Origin of the sequence: Paracoccus sp. N5, from assembly GCF_000371965.1 — a bacterium.
Classification (GTDB): domain Bacteria; phylum Pseudomonadota; class Alphaproteobacteria; order Rhodobacterales; family Rhodobacteraceae; genus Paracoccus.
The window spans coordinates 382,954-401,440 of record NZ_AQUO01000001.1 but is presented as its reverse complement, the minus strand read 5'-3'; the positions used below and the strand labels follow the sequence as shown (position 1 = coordinate 401,440).

Here is an 18,487-nt window from a genome sequence, read left to right as displayed (position 1 = left end):
GTTCATGGGTCAGGCGGCCGACAGGGCCACCTTCATGTCCTTGACCTCGTAGATGGTTTCGCCATCGGCCTCGACCCGGCCGTCGGCGACGCCCATGGTCAGGCGACGGGTCTGCACCGCCTTGGTGAAGTCGACGAAATAGCGCAAGAGCTTGCGGTCGGGGCGGACCATGCCGGTCAGCTTGACCTCGCCCACGCCGAGCGCATAGCCGCGGCCCTGCCAGCCGCGCCAGCCCAGGTTGAAGCCGGTCAGCTGCCACAGCCCGTCAAGGCCCAGGCAGCCCGGCATGATCGGGTTGCCGGGAAAGTGGCAGGCAAAGAACCACAGGTCGGGAGTGATGTCGAACTCCGCGACGACATGGCCCTTGCCATGCGCGCCGCGGTCGGCCGAGATGTCGGTGATGCGGTCCATCATCAGCATGGGCGGCTCGGGCAGCTGGGCATTGCCGGGACCGAACAGCTCGCCACGGGCGCAGGCCAGCAGATCGTCCTTGTCAAAGCTGGTCCGTGTCATCGTCATGCCTGTGTTTTCCCCTTGGTCGGACGTTGCGTCATCACTTCTGGTCACGGCAGGCCGCGCCCTCCGTCGAACTTTTCCCGGTCTATCATTCCGCCCCGTCAAGGCGCAAGGGCGCAGCTTTTACCCGAATTTGCGCCGGCTTGGCCAGCTTGGCCGCGGCAGCGTTGCCGATGCCTTCACCCGCGCTGCCGGGGGCTTTGCGCCCCCGGACCCCCGCAGGATATTTCCACAAAAGAGAAACCCGACGGGTGTCTCAGACGGCTTCTTTCTTGTCCAAATATCCTGGGGGAGCGCGGAACGCGCGGGGGCAAAGCCCCCTGGTCCTGCGCGATCCCCACCCCGGTCAGGCCGCCCGGGTTTGCTGGGCAAGCTCCATGGCGCGGCGGGCGATCAGGGCGATTCCGGGCTGGATGTCGGCTTCGCGGATCGAGGAATAGCCCAGGCGGAAGAAGGGGCAGGGGGCCGGCGGCGTCTCGAAGAAGACCTCGCCCGGCTCGATCAGCACACTGTCCTGCTGCAGGCGCTCGGCCAGCAGGCTGCTGTCGATACCGCCCGGAGCCTCGATCCACAGGCTGGAGCCGCCCGAACGCGCGGCGCCGGCGATGCGCAGCGGCGTCTCGCCCAGCGCCTGTTCCATCAGCGCCCGGCGTCGCTTCAGCGCGCCGCGCAGCCGCACGATATGGGCGTCGTAATGTCCCAGCGCCAGGAAATAGGCGGTGATGCGTTGCAGGTGGTTCGGCGGGTGGCGCAGCATGATGGCCCGCAGCGCCCGGGCCCGCGCGATCAGCGGGGCAGGGGCGACCATATAGCCGATGCGCAGCCCCGGAAACAGCGATTTCGAGAAGCTGCCGATGTAGATCACCCGACCGGCCCGGTCGAGCGATTTCAGCGCCGGGGCCGGCGGGGCCAGGTAGGACATCTCGAAATCGTAGTCGTCCTCGACGATCAGGAAGTCATGGGCGGCGGCGCGGGCCAGCAGTTCGCGGCGCCGCGACAGCGGCATGGTGGCGCCGGTCGGGATGTTGTGGCTGGGCGTCACGATCACCAGCCGCGTGCCCTGCGGCAGCATCTGCGGGTCGAGCCCGCCTTCGTCCACGTCGAGGAAGGTGGTCGGGCTGTGCGCGCGGCGCAGGGTCTCGGCGAAATCGGGATAGCCCGGATCCTCGGTCACCGCGAGCCGGTCGCCGCGCGCCAGCAGTTCCACGGTGATGAACAGCGCATTCTGTGCCCCGAGCGTCACCAGCACTTCGTCCGGCTGCGCATGGATGCCGCGCCGCGGCAGCGAATGCGAGCAGATGTAGTCGATCAGCATCGGATCGTCGGCGCCGTAGAAATCCGAGGCCAACTCGCCGAAGTCGCGCGTCCCCCAGGCCCGGCGGGCACAATCGCGCCAGGCGTTGTGGTCGAAGAGCCCCGGATCGCTTTGCCCGTAGATGAAGGGATAGCGGAAGTCGCGCCAGTTCGCCGGCTTGCGGATCACCCGCTGCCGGGGCAGGTGGTCCGACAGCCAGCTGTCCCAGTCCAGCGCGGTTTCGCGCGGCAGGGGCTCCTGCACCCGCAGCCGGCGATGCGGCACCGTCGCCGCCACCATGATGCCCGAGCGCGCCCGCGTCTCGAGATAGCCCTGGCTGATCAACTCCTGGTAGACCAGCGTCACCGTCATGCGCGAGATGCCGAGCGACTCGGCCAGCCCCCGCGACGAGGGCAGCCGCGTCCCCGGCCGGGCCCTTGTTTCCAGGATTGCCTGCACGATGGCCGCGGCAAGCCGGCCTTGCAGCGTGCCTGCCTCGCTGTCGCGCAGGAAGAACATCTCGACGGGAATCCGGCCGCTCATCTGGACCTATCTTTGCTTTCATCTGGTCATATCCTTGCGGCGCCGCACCTGCAACATTTTGTCGCAGAAGCGGTCGAACAGAACCGCGAGACAGAGGCGGGCCCGACGACCAACCTGACCAGCGATGCGCAGGGGCGACGGACCGCCAGCACAGCAGGAGCCGGCCGGCAGGGCCAGTTCCGCCAACGACAACGAACAGGGAGTCCCAGAATGACCAACTTCAGCCGGGCCGGAGTCTATCTGGCCGCGATGATCTTCGGTGCCGGCCTGACCGGCCAGGCCCTGGCCGAGACCACGGTGGTGGTCGGCTATCAGCAGATCGTCGGCCCCTTCATCAATGCCATCGCCGACGGCAGCATCGACGCCGCCGCGGAAAAGGCGGGCTACAAGATCGACTGGCGCCAGTTCTCCTCGGGCGGCGACATCTCGACCGCGCTGGCCTCGGGCAATGTGCCGGTCGGCGTCATCGGCTCGACCGGGATCGCCGCCGCCGCCACGCGCGGCGTCGACATGCAGCTGTTCTGGATCCTCGACAACATCGGCAAGTCCGAGGCGCTGGTGGCCCGCTCGGGCTCGGGCATCGAAAGCCCGGCGGACCTAGCCGGCAAGAACGTCGCCGTGCCCTTCGTCTCGACCTCGCATTTCCACCTGCTGGTGGGCATGGACCAGGTCTGGAAGATCGACCCGCGCTCGGTCAACATCCTGAACATGAAGCCGCCGCAGATCCTGGCCGCCTGGCAGCGCGGCGACATCGACGCCGCCTATGTCTGGCCGCCGGTGCTGAGCGAGCTGATGAAGGACGGCAAGGTCATCGCCGACAGCGAACAGATCGGCGCGGCCTCGGTGCCGACCTTCGACGGGCTGGTGGTCTCGACCGATTTCGCCAGCGAGAATCCGGAATTCATGCAGGCCTTCACCGACGCGCTGGCGGCATCCTATGCCGATTACAACGCCAACAAGGCCGCCTGGACCGCCGACTCGGCCCAGGTCGCGAATATCGTCAAGCTGATCGGCGGCGAAGCGGCCGGCGTGGTCGAGGCGTTGGGCATGCTGTCCTTCCCCGACGCCGCCGAGCAGGCCTCCGCGACCTGGCTCGGCGGCGGCGCGCTGAAGGCCGTCAGCGAAAGCGCCAGGTTCCTGGTCGAGCAGAAGCAGATCGACAAGGCGCTGGACGACTATGCGCCCTTCGTCAACGCAAGTTTCGCCCAGGCTGCCGCGAAGTGATGCCCCGCATGCCCCGGGGGACCATCCCCGGGGCCTCATCCCAAGCCTTTCACCCCCTTCCCTGAAAGACCGCTGAGATGCAGACCCTGAAAGTCTCGAATGTCGACCTGATCTATCCGGGCCACCACAAGGGCGCCCCGGTCACGGCGCTGAAGGGCGTCAACCTCGAGGTCAAGAGCGGCGATTTCGTCGTCGCGCTGGGCGCCTCGGGCTGCGGCAAGACCACGCTGCTGAACCTGATGGCGGGCTTCATGGCCCCCTCGGCCGGCGAGATCACGCTGGGCGGCCGCCCCGTCGCCGGCCCCGGCCCCGAACGCGGCGTGGTGTTCCAGAAACACGCGCTGCTGCCCTGGCTGAACGTCATCGACAATGTCGAATTCGGCCTGAAGCTGCAGGGCGTCGATGCCAGGACTCGGCGCGAGCGCGCGGTCAAGAACCTGGCGCTGGTCGGGTTGCAGGACTTCCACAAGCACATGATCTATCACCTGTCGGGCGGCATGCAGCAGCGCGTCGGCATCGCCCGCGCCCTGACCTGCGACCCGGCCATGCTGCTGATGGACGAGCCGATGGCGGCGCTGGACGCGCTGACCCGCGAGACGGTGCAGGAGCTTTTGCTGCACATCTGGCAAAAGACCGAGAAGATGTATTTCTTCATCACCCACTCGGTCGAGGAGGCGCTGTTCCTCGGCTCGCGGCTGATCGTCATGTCGCCGCGCCCCGGCCGCATCACCCACACCTACGAGCTGGACTTCAACCGCCGCTTCCTGGCCGAGGGCGACTCGCGCGCCATCAAGTCCAGCCGCGACTTCATCGAAATGAGGGAGCAGATCCTTGGCATCATCTATGGCGACGAACGCGCCGGCGAAAAGGAAGCGGCCCATGCTTGAACGTCTGACCCGCGCCCGGCCGGCCCGCCCCGGCGTATCCTATGGCGCACCCGGCGACGGCAACAGCGCCGTCATCAGCCTGGTCACCGCCATCGCGCTGATCGGGCTGTGGTTCCTGGTCACCGGCATGGGCTGGGTGAAGCCCCTGTTCCTGCCGTCCCCCGCCGCGGTCTGGGGCAAGTTCGTGCTGGCCGTGACCGAGGGCGTGTCGAACTCGACCCTGCTCCAGCACACGCTCGCCAGCCTCGGCCGGGTGCTGGGCGCTTTCTTCCTGGCGCTGGTCGTCGCGGTGCCGCTGGGCATCCTGATGGGGGTCAACCGCTGGGTGCGCGGCATCCTGGACCCGATCATCGAATTCTATCGCCCGCTGCCGCCGCTGGCCTATCTGCCGCTGATCATCATCTGGCTCGGCATCGGCGAATTCCCCAAGGTCTTCCTGATCTTCCTGGCGATCTTCGCGCCGATGGCCATCGCGGCCCGGGCCGGCGTGCGCTCGGTCTCGACCGAACAGATCCACGCCGCCTATGCCATGGGCGCCAGCAAGTTGCAGGTGATCTTCCACGTCATCCTCAAGGCCGCGCTGCCCGAGATCTTCACCGGCATGCGCATCGGCATCGGCGTGGGCTGGACCACGCTGGTCGCGGCCGAGATGGTCGCCGCCTCGCGCGGGCTTGGCTTCATGGTGCTGAACTCGGCCGAATACCTGGCCTCGGACACCGTGATCATGGGTATCATCGTGATCGGCATCCTGGCCTTTGCCTTCGACATGCTGATCCGGCGCATCGAAAAGGCGCTGATCCCCTGGAAGGGCAAGATCTGACCCGGCCCCTCTGACCCGACCCCGATTTCCAAGCAAGACAGTCCCGGAGGCGCGATCCCGCGCCACCGCCCGGGAAAGGAGCATCCGAACCATGACCCGCAAGCTGACCGCCGACGACCTGAAAGCGACCTTCGACGCCTTCAACCGCCATGACATCGAGGGTGTGATGACGCATTTCGCCGATGACTGCGTGTTCTACACCGTCGCCGGCGACCACGAATACGGCAACCGGATCGAGGGCAAGCCCGCCATCGCCAAAGCCTTCGAGACGGTCTGGACCACGATGCCGGACGTCGAATGGGCCGACCACAGCCATTTCCTGTCCGAGGACGGCACCCGCGGCGTCAGCCAATGGACCTTCCGCGCCACCAACCCCGACGGCACCCGGACCGAGGTCCAGGGCGTCGACCTGTTCCGCATCCGTGACGGCCAGCTGGTGGAAAAGCAGGCCATCCGCAAGCAGCGCCCGGCCATTCCGGCGAAATGAGGTCCGCCATGCAGGTCATCGAAAAACGCCCGGGCTCGGTCCCCTTCGACCCGTTCTACGATCCGATGACGGCCCCGGGCCTGGGACCGCGCAGCGACTACGCGCCGACCTACTGGATCGGCACCGCGGGCACGCCGCCCGCCGACGACGGCCCGATCCGCGGCGATCTCGACGCCGATGTGGTGGTGATCGGCTCGGGCTACACCGGCCTTTCCTGTGCCCTGCACCTGGCCAAGGAGCACGGCATCAAGCCGGTGGTGCTGGAAGCCAATGGCGTGGCCTATGGCTGCTCGACCCGCAACGGCGGCCAGGCCCAGGTCAGCTCGGGCCGGCTCAAGCGCAGCCAGTGGATCGAGCGCTGGGGCCTCGACGTGGCGAAGCGGCTGCATGCCGAGGTCTGCGAGGGGTTCGATCTGTTCCGCGCCCTGATCCGCGACCATGCGATCGACTGCGATCCCCAGGACGGCGGACATTACTACATCGCCCACAAGGCCGGGGTGATGCCGGGCCTGGAGGCCGAGGCGGCGCTCTTGCGCGACACCTTCGGCTATGACGCCCGGATGCTGACGCGCGACCAGCTCCATGCCGAGGTGGTGCGCGACCACGAGGCGCATGGCGCCATGTGGGAGGCCGACGGCGTCGGCATCCATGCCGCGAAACTGGCCTTCGGCTATCTGCGCGCGGCGCGCGAACTGGGCGCCCGGGTGCATGTCGACAGCCCGGTGCAGAGCTGGGATTATCGCGGGGGTGTGCACAGCCTGTGTACGCCCGGAGGCACGGTCCGTGCACGCCGCGTGGCGGTCGCGACCGCGGCCTATGCGCCCCGCGGGTTGCATCCCCGGCTCAAGGACCGGCTGATGCCGATCATGTCCAACAGCATCGTGACGCGCGTGCTGACGCCGGGCGAACTCGAGGCCGTGGGCATCCGCACCGGCTCGCCGCTGACCGATACCAGGACGCTGCGCCACTACTACCGCCTGCTGCCCGACAACCGGCTGCAGATCGGCTCGCGCGCCGCGATCACCGGCCGGGACGCGGCGAATCCTGCGCATCTTCAGGCGCTTAAGGAGGGGATGTATCGCAAGTTCCCGGTCCTGCGCGGCATCGAGCTCGATTACAGCTGGTGGGGCTGGGTGGATGTCAGCCATGACATGATGCCCCGCATCACCGGCATGCCCGACCTGCCCGGCGCCTATTATGCCCTGGGCTACGGCGGCAACGGCGTGATGTATTCCGCCCAGGCCGGGCGCCGCATGGCGCAGCTGGTGGCGGGCCAGGCCGTGCCCGAGCTGCCGATCTTCAACTCCGAACTGCCCCACGAAGGCTGGAAGACGCCGTTCCGCCGGCTCGGCCAATGGGGCCTCTACAAACTCTATCATTACCGCGACGAACGCGCATAAGGAGCCATCGCCATGAGAATGACCACTGAGGAAGCCTTTATCAAGGTTTTGCAACTGCATGGTATTGAGCATGCGTTCGGGATCATCGGTTCGGCGATGATGCCGGTGTCGGATCTGTTCCCGAAGGCGGGGATCACCTTCTGGGACTGCGCGCATGAGACGAATGCCGGGCTGATGGCGGACGGGTTCACGCGCTCGACGGGCAAGATGTCGATGGCGATCGCGCAGAACGGGCCCGGGGTGACCGGCTTCGTGACGCCGGTCAAGACCGCCTACTGGAACCACACGCCGCTTCTCCTGGTCACGCCGCAGGCGGCGAACAGGACCATCGGCCAGGGCGGCTTCCAGGAGATGGAGCAGATGCGGCTCTTCGCCGATTGCGTGTGTTATCAAGAGGAAGTGCGCGATCCCTCGCGCATCCCCGAGGTCCTGAACCGGGTGATCATGCAGGCCTGGCGCAACTCGGCGCCGGCGCAGATGAACATCCCGCGCGACATGTGGACCCAGGTCATCGACGTCGAACTGCCGCAGGTGGTCCGCTTCGAGCGGCCGGCGGGCGGCGAGGCGGCGGTGGCCGAGGCGGCGCGGCTGCTCAGCGAGGCGCGGTTCCCGGTCATCCTGTCGGGCGCCGGCGTGGTCTTGTCGGGCGCGATCCCGGACCTGGCGAAGCTCGCCGAGCGGCTGGATGCGCCGGTGGCCTCGAACTACCAGCACAATGACAGCTTCCCGGGCAGCCACCCGCTGGCGGTGGGGCCCTTGGGCTACAACGGCTCGAAGGCGGCGATGGAGCTGATCGCCAAGGCCGACGTGGTGCTGGCGCTGGGGACGCGGCTCAACCCGTTCTCGACCCTGCCGGGCTACGGCATCGACTACTGGCCGAAGGAGGCGAAGATCATCCAGGTCGACATCAACGCCGACCGCATCGGGCTGACCAAGAAGGTCACCGTGGGCATCCAGGGCGACGCGGCCAAGGTGGCGCGCGCCGTCCTGGCGCAGCTCGCCCCCACGGCGGGCGACGCCGGCCGGGCCGAGCGCAAGGCGCTGATCGCGCAGACGAAATCCCGCTGGGCGCAGGAGCTTTCGAGCCTCGACCACGAGGATGACGATCCCGGCACGGAATGGAACGCCGAGGCGCGGGCGCGCGACGCCGGGCTGATGTCGCCCCGCCAGGCCTGGCGGGCGATCATGCAGGCGGTGCCGAAGGAGGCGATCGTCAGCTCGGACATCGGCAACAACTGCGCCATCGGCAATGCCTATCCGAGCTTCGAGGCCGGGCGCAAATACCTGGCGCCGGGCCTGTTCGGGCCCTGCGGCTACGGCTTCCCGGCGATCCTGGGCGCCAAGATCGGCAATCCGGACGTGCCGGTGATCGGCTTTGCCGGCGACGGCGCCTTCGGCATCTCGATGAACGAGATGACCGCCTGCGGCCGCGCGGACTGGCCGGCGATCACCATGGTGATCTTCCGCAACTACCAATGGGGCGCGGAAAAGCGCAACACGACGCTGTGGTACGCCAACAACTTCGTCGGCACCGAGCTCGACCGCGACACCTCCTATGCCGGCATCGCCCGGGCCTGCGGGCTCCTCGGCGTGCAGGTGAAGTCGCAGGAGGAGCTGACGGCGGCCCTGCACGAGGCGGTCGAGCGGCAGATGCAGAACCGCGAGACCACCTTCATCGAGGTGCTCTTGAACCAGGAGCTGGGCGAGCCCTTCCGCCGCGACGCGATGAAGAAGCCGGTGGTGGTGGCGGGCATCGACCCGGCCGACATGCGCCCGCAGCAGGGCGCGGCCTGACGCGGGAAGGCCTGACGCAGAAAGGCCGGCCCCGGCTTTCACCGTTGGGCAAATACCCCGGGGGGTGCGCTTGCCGGGCCCCATCGAGGGGCCAGGCAAGCGCGAGGGGGGCGGCGCCCCCCTCGGGGGCCCGGCCTCGCCGATCCCGCCCGAGGCCGCGCGCCCCTTCCGACGACGACCCGGCGCGACCCCCCTCGCGCCGGCCCCATCCCCGCATCCCGGTGACGACGATGACAACCACCCTGATCCCCTCGCGCAGCCTCATCTCGGAGGCCTTCCCGGGCTTCGCCGTCTCGGCGCTGGTGGCGGCGACGGCGCAGTTCCTGTCGGACCATTACGGTGCCCCGGCCATGCTGCTGGCGCTGCTTCTGGGCCTGGCGCTGAACTTCCTGGCCGAGGACGGCACCCGCACCGCGCCGGGCGTCGCCCTGACCGCGCGCAGCGTGCTGCGGCTCGGGGTGGCGCTTTTGGGCGCGCGGATCTCGGTCGACATGCTGGCGGCGCTCGGGCCGCGCGCCATCGGGCTGGTGGCCGCCGGGGTGGTGCTGACCATCCTCTGCGGCCTCGCGCTCGCCCGGCTCGGCGGCCGGGACTGGCGCTTCGGGCTGCTCACTGGCGGCTCGGTCGCGATCTGCGGCGCCTCGGCGGCCATGGCCATCGCCGCCGTGCTGCCGCGCCACGAGAAATCCGAGCGCGACCTGGTCTTCACCGTGCTCTCGGTCACCGTGCTCTCGACCCTGGCCATGGTGCTCTACCCGATGCTGGCCGCGCTCTTCGGCTTCACGGCGCGCGACAGCGGCGTCTTCCTGGGCGGCACCATCCATGACGTGGCCCAGGTGGTCGGCGCCGGCTTCTCGGTCGGCCCCGAGACCGGCGAGACCGCCACCCTGGTCAAGCTGATCCGGGTCTCGATGCTGGCGCCGGTGGTGCTGGCGATCTCGCTGATCATCCGGGCGCGCGGGCTGGCCGACAGCGACGGCGGCACGGCGCCGCCGCTGCTGCCGGGCTTCGTGCTGGGCTTCCTGGCGCTGGCGGCGCTGAACAGCGCCGGCGCGATCCCGCAGGCGCTCTCGGACCTCGCCGGGCAGCTGTCCCGCTGGGCGCTGCTGATCGCCATCGCGGCGGTCGGCATCAAGACCTCGCTCAAGCGCATGCTCGAGGTCGGCACCGGCGCCATCGCGCTGATCGTGGCGGAAACCGTGTTCCTCGGCGTCTTCGTGGTCGCCGGCCTGCATCTTCTGGGATAGCCGATGAAACCGCTCGACCGCATCCATGCCGAAGCCCGCGCCCGCGCCCGCCACATCATCCTGCCCGAGGGCGCGGATCCGCGCGTGGCCGAGGCGGCGCGGCGCATCACCGAACAGGGCCTGGCCCGCGTCACGCTGATGAACGGGCCCGCGATCCCCGGCGTCACCGCCCTGGACCCGGCCGAGGCGCCGGACCTGGCGGAACTTGCCGATCACTGGCACCGGCTGCGCGCCGCGCGCGGCATGACCGCGGAACGCGCGCTCGACGACATGCGCGACCCCATCCGCCAGGCGGCGATGCGGGTGCGGCTGGGCCAGGCCGACGGCACGGTCGGCGGCGCCGTCGCCACCACCGCCGACACGGTGCGGGCGGCGCTGCAGATCATCGGCAAGGCGCCGGATGCCGGGATCGTCTCGAGCTTCTTCCTGATGCTCGCTTGCGGGCCCGAGGCGCCGGTCCAGGGCGGGATGATCTTTTCCGATTGCGGGCTGGTGATCCAGCCCGACGCGGCCGAGCTTGCCGCCATCGCGCGCGCGGCCGCGGCGAGCTGCCGCCAGCTCCTGGCCGAGAAGCCGCGGGTGGCGCTTCTGTCCTTCTCGACCGCGGGCTCGGCCGAGCATCCGAGCCTCGGGCGGCTGCGCGAGGCCCTGGCGCTGATCCGCGCCGCCGAGCCGGATCTCGAGGTCGATGGCGAACTGCAGTTCGACGCCGCGCTCGACGAGGCGATCCGGGCCAGGAAGGCGCCGCAGAGCCGGCTGACCGGGCGGCCGAACGTCTTCATCTTCCCGGACCTGGCGGCGGGCAACATCGGCTACAAGATCGCGCAGCGCCTGGGCGGGCTGACGGCGATCGGCCCGATCCTGCAGGGCCTCGCCCGCCCCGCCAACGACCTCTCCCGCGGATGCTCCGTCGAGGACATCGTCAACGCAACCGCAATAACCGCAATCCAGGCAGGATAGCCCAGCACCACCCTCGGTTATCGCCGGTCCAACGGTGTCGCCGCCAAAGACAGACGCCCGGGCCGGACCCAATCGCCGTGCATCGAAGATCGCGGCAGGAAACCCGGCGGCACGCAAACAGACGAGGTGACTTCGCTAGCCTGCCCCGAGCCCCGCATCGACTGGTTCGCCAGAGGGCGTCCTGAAACATCACCGGCCGCTGGCAATCACGTTCACACACTGACCGGCGCGGGGTTCAACCCTGCATCGCGCAGACCCCGCAAAACCCTCACCGTTTCGGAAATGCCTCGATCGAGGCGATCTTCCTGGCCAGATCCTCATCCCGGTCCGAACACAACGCCGTTCCGCAGCGTTCTGCGCACTCCTGCAGCGATACCGGTGTCCGGCGCGGATCTATCGGGAGACCATCTCGCGTAAAAAGCTCGGCTGTCAATCGGCCCTTTAATTGCGTGGATTGGTCAAGCCTGATTTCGCTCCGGCGATCGAGCGTGGAAAGATCAGGCCGCACTCCTTCAGCATCGACCGAACCTGGTTTTCCAGATCGCGTCGGACGGCAACCAGCCGTGACCGCGCGCCACAAGGAGGGATAGCACCTGCTGACTGGCCGCGCCCTGATCGAATGCGTGGCCGACCCGATGCTGGAAACCGGCTGCTCGAAAAAGCATCGCGGGTGGGGGCGAAGAAGAATGCGCTATTCCGCATCCGGGAAGCTCGAGATCATCCGGATCATCTAACAGTCGCACCTGGCTGCCAACGCACGCTGGACCACCTCGGCATTCGCCCGCCGGACGTTCTGCCGCTGGTATGATCGCTACATCGAAGGCGGGAAGTGCTGGAGGATCGGCCGCCGGTGCCTGGCCGCGTCTGGACAGCAGGTTAAACTAGGTCATGTTGACAAATGGCGGAGCCAGAGGCGGATCGACGTGATGTCGATGAAGCCCAGGAAGCTTTCGGCGGTCTTGTCGTAGCGGGTGGCGACGCGACGGGCATTGTTGAGCTTGTTGAAGCACCGCTCAACGAGATTGCGCAGGCGGTAGAGCCTGCGGTCAACGGCGACCCGTAGCTTCCGGGTTTTGCGCATGGGGATGACCGGCACCACGTCGCGCACCTCCATGGTCTTGCGGATGTTGTCGGAGTCGTAGCCGCGGTCTGCGAGCAGAACGCTTGGCTCGGGCAGGTTGTCAGCCATGACCAGATCGAAGCCGAGGTAGTCCGATGTCTGCCCGGCCGTGATCTCGGTTCTCATGGGCAGGCCTGCCGCATTGACCCGCAGATGGATCTTGGTCGTGAAGCCACCTCGCGAGCGGCCGAAACCTTGGCGCGGAGTCCCCCTTTTGCGCCCGCTGCCTGATGATGAGCGCGAACCACGGTGCTGTCGATCATCTGCAGCGCATCCGGCACGATCCGGCTCTCGTTCAGCGCCTCCAGGATCTGTTCCCACAGCCCCGCCAACGTCCAGCGCCGGAACTGCCGATAGACAGACGACCATTTGCCGAACTCTTCCGGCAGGTCGCGCCAGGGCGACCCCGTTCGGGCGATCCAGAAAATCCCATCCAGAACAAGCCGATGGTTCGTGGGCTTGCGGCCGTTCGGAGAACGGACAGCCAGGATGAAGCGTTCAAAGAACGCCCACTCGTCGTTCGACATCAGGTTTCGTGCCACGCTGGTCTCCATTGCAGATACCAGCTTGAATCACGATCACCGCGCCCGGTGAATCCCTTTTGTCAACACGCCCTAGCATAGCGCGGGTTTCGAACCCCATGGGACGGATGTAGCCCAGTTTCGAGTGCCGCCGACGCGGATAGTAGAGGCGCTCGATGTAATCGAAGTCCTCAGCACGTGCTTCATTGCGGGTTAGACCTTGCTGGCTGTCCGTTCGGTCTTCGGCGTTGAGAAAAAGCTCTCTATTGCCGAATTGTGCCAGACGACGCCCGCACGGCTCATCACAGGCGATCCGCCACCCGAGCGATTATGCCGGCGTGACCGGGGCATTCAGGGGAGGTATTTCGTAAAACTTGCCTGCTGCAAATCCTGCTGTCACGCCGTGAGGGAATTCGTGTCACGCTCCTATCCGGGTGGGTTCGCGCCGTATCCGGAGACATCGTCGTCCAAATTCCGGTGACCGCGGAAATGGTGGCAAGATGTCGGGAGGAGGATGAAAAGGCGCCAAGCGGTTGTCAAACCTGCCTTAGCGCCTTCGGAATAGTGGTGAGCGATAACGGATTTGAACCGCTGACATCTTCGATGTGAAGCCAGCAATTGGTCTGTCACCCCATTGCAGCAGATGACACGAGACTGCGCGAAAGTGCAAGACTCGAGGTGTCGGGGAAGCGGGCCTCTGGGCGATGCGAATGTGCAGGTCAGTCGTGGATCGTGCAGTCTGGTCGAATCCGGCGCTGGTGACCGCATGGTGACCGCGCACCCCCGCTTGCTGGCTCGGTAATTTTGCAGCTTGGCATCACCGTTCCGGTCATGCACACTCCGCCGCAGTTTTATATGACCCATTTCCCCTCGCGGAGGCCTTTTCATGAACGCCCCCCTGCGCCAGTCCGAGCGTCTGGGTCGGCTGACGACCGCGCTTGGCCCCGACACGCTGGCGCTCCTGCGTTTCGACGGCACCGATCACCTGAACGACCTGTTCGAATATCGCGTCGAGGCGCTGGCCACGCGCTCCGACCTCGATTTCGATGCCCTCATCGGCACCCATGCCACGGCCGAGATCGAGACCCGCGATGGCACCCAGCCCTTCGACGGCATCGTCACCCAGGCGCGATGGGCCGGGGTGGGCGAGAACGGGCATCGCTACGACCTGACCCTGCGGCCCTGGTTCTGGCTCGCCTCCCGCCGCCGCAACCAGCGGATCTTCCACGACAAGACCGTCACCCAGATCCTGTCCGAACTGCTTGCCGACTACGCCCAGCTCGGCGATCCGGCGGTCGAGTTCCAGCTCTCGCAGGACTACCCGACCCTCGAATACACCGTGCAGTATCGCGAATCCGACCTGGATTTCGCCCGCCGGCAGATGGAGCGGCACGGCATCAGCTTCCATTTCCGCCACGCCATGGGCAGCCATACGCTGGTGCTGACCGACGACGTGCTGGCGCATGAGACGATCGGCGCCCGGCCCTACAAGAGCTACGACGGCCACCACCAGGCGGATGGCGAGCATTTCTGGGACTGGGCGCCCGAGCGCAACCTGACCACTGGCCGGGTGCGGCTCACCGATTACAATTTCAAGACCCCCGACGCGGCGATGGAGGTCGACCGGCTCGGCGACGCCGCCCATGCGCAAGGCGCCATCGAAAGCTTCGACTGGCCGGGCGACTACCCGGCGCAGGACGTGGGCAAGATCGTCGCCGGGCTGCGCACCTCGCAGGAGCGCGGCGCGGATCGCAGGAACCGGGCGGTGGGCGATTGCGCCTCGCTGCGGGCGGGCAAGCGGGTGACGCTCTCGGGCGACCCGGTGCCGGGGACGGGCGAGACCTACCTGTGCCTCTCGGCCTCGCATCATTTCGTCAGCGAAGCCTATGGGTCGGGTGGCCAGGGCAGCGACGGCTATGCCTTCACCGGCAGCTATGCGCTGATGTCCGACACCGCACCGATGGTGCCGCCGCGCCGCACGGCGGTGCCGGTGGTGCACGGGCCCCAGACGGCGATGGTGGTGGGCGAGGGCGAGATCGACTGCGACGAATATGGCCGCATCCTGGTGCGGTTCCACTGGGACCTGGCGGGGGCGTTCTCGATGCGCTGCCGGGTGTCGCAGAACTGGGCCGGGGCGGGCTGGGGCGGCATGGTGATCCCCAGGATCGGCATGGAGGTGGTGGTCGAGTTCCTCGAAGGGGACCCGGACAAGCCGATCGTCACGGGGAACGTGTTCAACGGCAAGAATGGCGTTCCTTACGAACTGGCCAAGCACAAGACGCGATCCACCTTCCGAACCAACACCCATGACGGCAAGGGCACCGGGCGCGGCTTCAACGAGCTTCGCTTCGAAGATCAGGCGGGTGCCGAAGAGATCTTCATGCATGCCCAGAAGGACATGAGCGTCGAGGTGTTGAACGATCGCGCCAAGCGCGTAGGTCGTGATCAGGCGGAAGAGGTCGGCAACGACAAGTCGATCCAGGTGATGGGCGATCACGACGAGCTTGTGGCGGGCAACATGTCCATTGCGGTCGGCAACAACCCGCTGTCCGAAATGGTGCGCCAGAAGACCAGGGTGCTGTTCGACGGTGTCGCGACTGCGATGAAGCGCATGAAAATCCCGGACCCGTTCAACTTCGGCAAGGGAAATTTCCAGCTATTCGTAGAAAAGAACCGCTCCGAGATCGTGAACGGTGCATCCTCCGAAATCGTGGGTATCGCGCGTTCGGTCGCAGTGGGGCATACGCATCAGACCACGGTTGGAAATGCCATGTCGGTCATCGTACGCAAGCGCTATGACAGCGATGTAGGATCGGTTCACAACATACGGGTGGGCGACCAGTTCACGATCAAGGTCGGCGAAAATTCCACGCTGACCATGTCGAAGGAAGGTGACATCGTCCTGACCGGCAAACGCATCCGCTTCAAGGCCGACAAGATCGACTATAATTGAGGGGGCTGATCGCGATGGCCGAGGAAGACAAGGCACCCCAACAGCCCCCGGCGTGGTTGCTGGCCTATCCGCCCTTTCAGCGACAGGACAGCCTGGCAACCCGAATGGTGATTTCGGATACCAAACTGCAGCAATGCCGCCGCTGTATCCGTTTCGAACCGATGCCTCCGGGATCGGCGCTGGTGCTCGGCGATCCGAGCTGTGTCCCGGCCAATGCAATCGGTTCGCAATCGGTTATTCCGTCGCTGATGGACTATGCCAGCCAGCGTCCTGCGAACATCCTGATCCCGCCGGCCGAGAAGCCGTCGGATGACGCCGTGGAGGAACAGCAAAAGGGCTTCTGGGAAACCTCCGGCAAGGTCGAGAGGCCGGGCGCCAAGACCTCGGCCAACCACTGGAGCGATCACACAACTTGGGAAAGCTCGTCCTCGCACACCGATCTGGGTTCTGCCGGTGATCTGTTTGAAAGCCGTCAGAGCATCAAGCACGAGGGCATCGACGGCGTGACCCGCAGCGCCAGCCGGGACGACGCCTTGCTGGTGCAATCCGATGTGATCCGGGCGCAGCGCATGGATCAGCTCGCCATCGCCCCGAATGAGGATTTCCGCAATAAGTTCCCCACCATCGACGCGCTGACGATCGCCAAGGCCGAAGCCGAGGCCAAGGCCGAGGGTGCGGTCGCCGACGGCAAGTTCGGCGACGAAAGCGACGTCTTCTCGGGCAGCGGCTCGGTCCTTGGCGGCGAGATGGTGGGCAAGGCCAGCGCCGAGTTGAGCACAAAGGCCGCCACCGCCGCGGTCGAGGCGATCATCGGCGGCCATTTCGCCAAGGGCGAGGTGAAATCGGCCGATGATGTGCTGGTGTATGGCAAGGTCGGGGGCGAGGTTGCCTCGGCCGAAGCGAAAGCATCAGGAGAAGTGGTTCTCAGCCCCGAGGAAGCGACACTGAAAGGCACCCTTAAGGCCGAGGCGCTGCTGGGGCAGATCGAAGGCGAGGGCGTGATCGAGATTACCCCCAAACGCGTCGGCAACTCGGCCATCTCGGCCTGGAACTTCGTCACCAGGGACGACGTGGCAACCTTGGGCGATGAGCATGATTGGGGCATCAAGTTCACGCTGGGCGGTTCGCTCAGCCTCGGCGTACAGGCCGAGGCCGAGGCCGAAGGGACGGCGTCGGCATCGCGCGTCGGCGCTAAGGCCAAGGCCAAGGTGGGCTTGGGCATCGGCGCAGGTGTGACCGTCGGGGCCGAGTTGAAGGGGCTGGACAAGGTCTGGGGTAGCATGAAAACGGCGGGGATCGCAGTAGGCGATGCGGCATCGCGCGGGGGGCACTGGATCGGTGGAAAGGCGGCATCGGGCTGGAGCAGCATCAAGCAGGGATGGAACAGTCTATGGAAGTGATGCGACATGTCGGCTTCATTCTGAACCGCAGGAAATTCATGGCAACGATGGGAGCAACAATCATGGCAGGTGGCGCCAAGGGGCAGTCGCAATCCGGTCTGGCGCTGGAGAAGGGCACCGACGCGCCGCTGGCGTTGAAAATTGGTGCGCCGCTGGACTGCTCGATGCCGTTGCCCGACGGCTGGATGGTCACGCCCGATGCTACCGTCACCGACAGCTTCGCGCCTGCGGAGATATTCGAGGAGCTGACCCGACGCCAGATCTGCTATGACCCGCTGAACCGCGACCGCTGCGAGATCGAGCTTTTCGCCGCCCGCATCGTCCCCGACCGCGTCGGGCTTGCCGCGCAATATGCGCAGATCCTTGCCCGCGAATGGGGGCCAGACAAGCACGGCACGGCCGCGCATGATCCGCTGTTCGGCGAGGTGCTGACCGGGGGCGACTGGTTTGGCCTGCCGTCGCTGACGCGCATTTCGGTCTGGCGGCGGGGAGAATGGCTGCTGATCCAGCGCGCGCGCTACCGCACCGACCATGCCGGGGAATACCAGTCCTTGATTGCCGGGATGGTCGGCGGGATGGGCTTTGGTGAACCGGCGGCGGACCCCATCGCCGAGTCGCTACGCCCCGATGTGCTGGAACTCGAGGAAGGCACCATTTCCACTCTGCGCCCGGAATGGTGGCGCGATCCCGGCTTTGCTGAGCCACCCCGCGACAAGGGCCAGTTCAAGTTCTGGGTCGATGAGGCCGACGCGCTGCGCAACAGCGGCGCCATGATCGCCGTCCAGCGCGTTGAACCGCTGCCCGACAATATGGCCACCCCGCCGGCCGGGATCATGACGCAGCAAGCGGACAGCGTGCTGGAATTCTTTGTGACCAACCTGCTACCGGGGCAGAACGTAACCCGCAAGCCTACTGCCGCCTTCACGCTGGGGCGCACGGATCGCGCGGCCTTTGACCAGACGCAGGTTTTCCGGCTGGATTTCGAGAAAAGCGGCTTGGTCGGAATCGCCCAGGTCACGCAGGTGCTGACACGCGACGGGCGGCTGGTTTCTTCGGTGATGATGACGCAGGCGCCGCTGACGCTGGATACGGTCGCACCCCATCTGCACGCGACATGGTTCGAAAACCAGATCAATGCGGCCGTGACCGGGTTTCTGAATACGCGGCGGGCCCTCTGATCGCGCGTGCGGCCGATTTCCTTGCCCGTTCGTGACCTGGATCGACCCGGACGGCGCGCTGCGCAATCTTGCCGGCGGCCCGGTCTTCATCAACGGTGCGCCTGCCGGGCGCGCCGGAGACGCGATCTCCTGCGGGGGCGCAG

Annotated in this window: 13 protein-coding genes and 3 pseudogenes; 12 read left to right on the top strand and 4 right to left on the bottom strand. The window is 66.8% G+C overall.

Features of this window, described 5'->3' with window-relative positions; genetic code table 11:
• Positions 1-9: 9 nt before the first annotated feature.
• A complete protein-coding gene (gene fabA / locus PARN5_RS0101995) occupies positions 10-519 on the bottom strand; it encodes a bifunctional 3-hydroxydecanoyl-ACP dehydratase/trans-2-decenoyl-ACP isomerase (RefSeq protein WP_017998128.1) in 510 nt (169 codons plus the stop codon).
• Positions 520-862: 343 nt separating this feature from the next.
• A complete protein-coding gene (locus PARN5_RS0101990) occupies positions 863-2,353 on the bottom strand; it encodes a PLP-dependent aminotransferase family protein (protein WP_017998127.1) in 1,491 nt (496 codons plus the stop codon).
• 210 nt (positions 2,354-2,563) lie between these two features.
• On the opposite strand from PARN5_RS0101990, the gene tauA reads away from it, so the two are divergent.
• From tauA to PARN5_RS24720, 9 genes and pseudogenes are all read left to right on the top strand, one after another.
• Entirely contained in the window at positions 2,564-3,577 is a 1,014-nt protein-coding gene (gene tauA, locus PARN5_RS0101985) for a taurine ABC transporter substrate-binding protein (RefSeq protein WP_017998126.1), read from the top strand.
• A gap of 77 nt (positions 3,578-3,654) precedes the next feature.
• The gene (locus PARN5_RS0101980) at positions 3,655-4,464 is read left to right on the top strand and encodes a taurine ABC transporter ATP-binding protein (RefSeq protein WP_017998125.1); all 810 of its coding nucleotides are present in this window, start codon (positions 3,655-3,657) and stop codon (positions 4,462-4,464) included.
• Entirely contained in the window at positions 4,457-5,284 is an 828-nt protein-coding gene (locus PARN5_RS0101975) for an ABC transporter permease subunit (protein ID WP_017998124.1), read from the top strand. Before PARN5_RS0101980 ends, PARN5_RS0101975 begins: the two co-directional genes overlap by 8 nt.
• 91 nt (positions 5,285-5,375) lie before the next feature.
• Positions 5,376-5,771, top strand: a complete 396-nt coding sequence (locus PARN5_RS0101970; protein ID WP_017998123.1) for a nuclear transport factor 2 family protein — start codon at positions 5,376-5,378, stop codon at positions 5,769-5,771.
• A gap of 8 nt (positions 5,772-5,779) precedes the next feature.
• A complete protein-coding gene (locus PARN5_RS0101965) occupies positions 5,780-7,171 on the top strand; it encodes an FAD-binding oxidoreductase (protein ID WP_017998122.1) in 1,392 nt (463 codons plus the stop codon).
• A 12-nt stretch (positions 7,172-7,183) separates the two neighbouring features.
• Positions 7,184-8,965 carry a sulfoacetaldehyde acetyltransferase gene (gene xsc, locus PARN5_RS0101960; protein WP_026155106.1) on the top strand — a complete coding sequence of 594 codons (1,782 nt, stop codon included), beginning with the start codon at positions 7,184-7,186 and terminating at the stop codon, positions 8,963-8,965.
• 230 nt (positions 8,966-9,195) lie between these two features.
• Positions 9,196-10,212 (top strand): putative sulfate exporter family transporter, encoded by a 1,017-nt coding sequence (locus tag PARN5_RS0101955; RefSeq protein ID WP_017998120.1) that lies wholly within the window; start codon positions 9,196-9,198, stop codon positions 10,210-10,212.
• A 3-nt stretch (positions 10,213-10,215) separates the two neighbouring features.
• A complete protein-coding gene (gene pta / locus PARN5_RS0101950) occupies positions 10,216-11,172 on the top strand; it encodes a phosphate acetyltransferase (protein ID WP_017998119.1) in 957 nt (318 codons plus the stop codon).
• Positions 11,173-11,777: 605 nt separating this feature from the next.
• Positions 11,778-12,040: pseudogene (locus PARN5_RS24720) on the top strand (IS3 family transposase); the annotation flags it as partial.
• An 18-nt stretch (positions 12,041-12,058) separates the two neighbouring features.
• Here PARN5_RS24720 and PARN5_RS23140 read toward each other — a convergent pair.
• Positions 12,059-12,819: pseudogene (locus PARN5_RS23140) on the bottom strand (IS5 family transposase).
• A 97-nt stretch (positions 12,820-12,916) separates the two neighbouring features.
• Positions 12,917-13,116: pseudogene (locus PARN5_RS24715) on the bottom strand (IS3 family transposase); the annotation flags it as partial.
• Between the two features lie 583 nt (positions 13,117-13,699).
• Between PARN5_RS24715 and tssI the strand changes: the two are divergent.
• Genes tssI through PARN5_RS0101925 form a run of 3 tightly spaced genes read left to right on the top strand, consistent with a single transcriptional unit; the run spans position 13,700 to position 18,344 of the window.
• Positions 13,700-15,766 carry a type VI secretion system tip protein TssI/VgrG gene (gene tssI / locus PARN5_RS21420; protein ID WP_017998116.1) on the top strand — a complete coding sequence of 689 codons (2,067 nt, stop codon included), beginning with the start codon at positions 13,700-13,702 and terminating at the stop codon, positions 15,764-15,766.
• 14 nt (positions 15,767-15,780) lie between these two features.
• Positions 15,781-17,166 (top strand): hypothetical protein, encoded by a 1,386-nt coding sequence (locus PARN5_RS0101930; protein WP_157403898.1) that lies wholly within the window; start codon positions 15,781-15,783, stop codon positions 17,164-17,166.
• Positions 17,157-18,344 carry a hypothetical protein gene (locus PARN5_RS0101925; protein WP_157403897.1) on the top strand — a complete coding sequence of 396 codons (1,188 nt, stop codon included), beginning with the start codon at positions 17,157-17,159 and terminating at the stop codon, positions 18,342-18,344. The genes PARN5_RS0101930 and PARN5_RS0101925 overlap by 10 nt, the downstream gene beginning before the upstream one ends.
• Positions 18,345-18,487 lie beyond the last annotated feature (143 nt).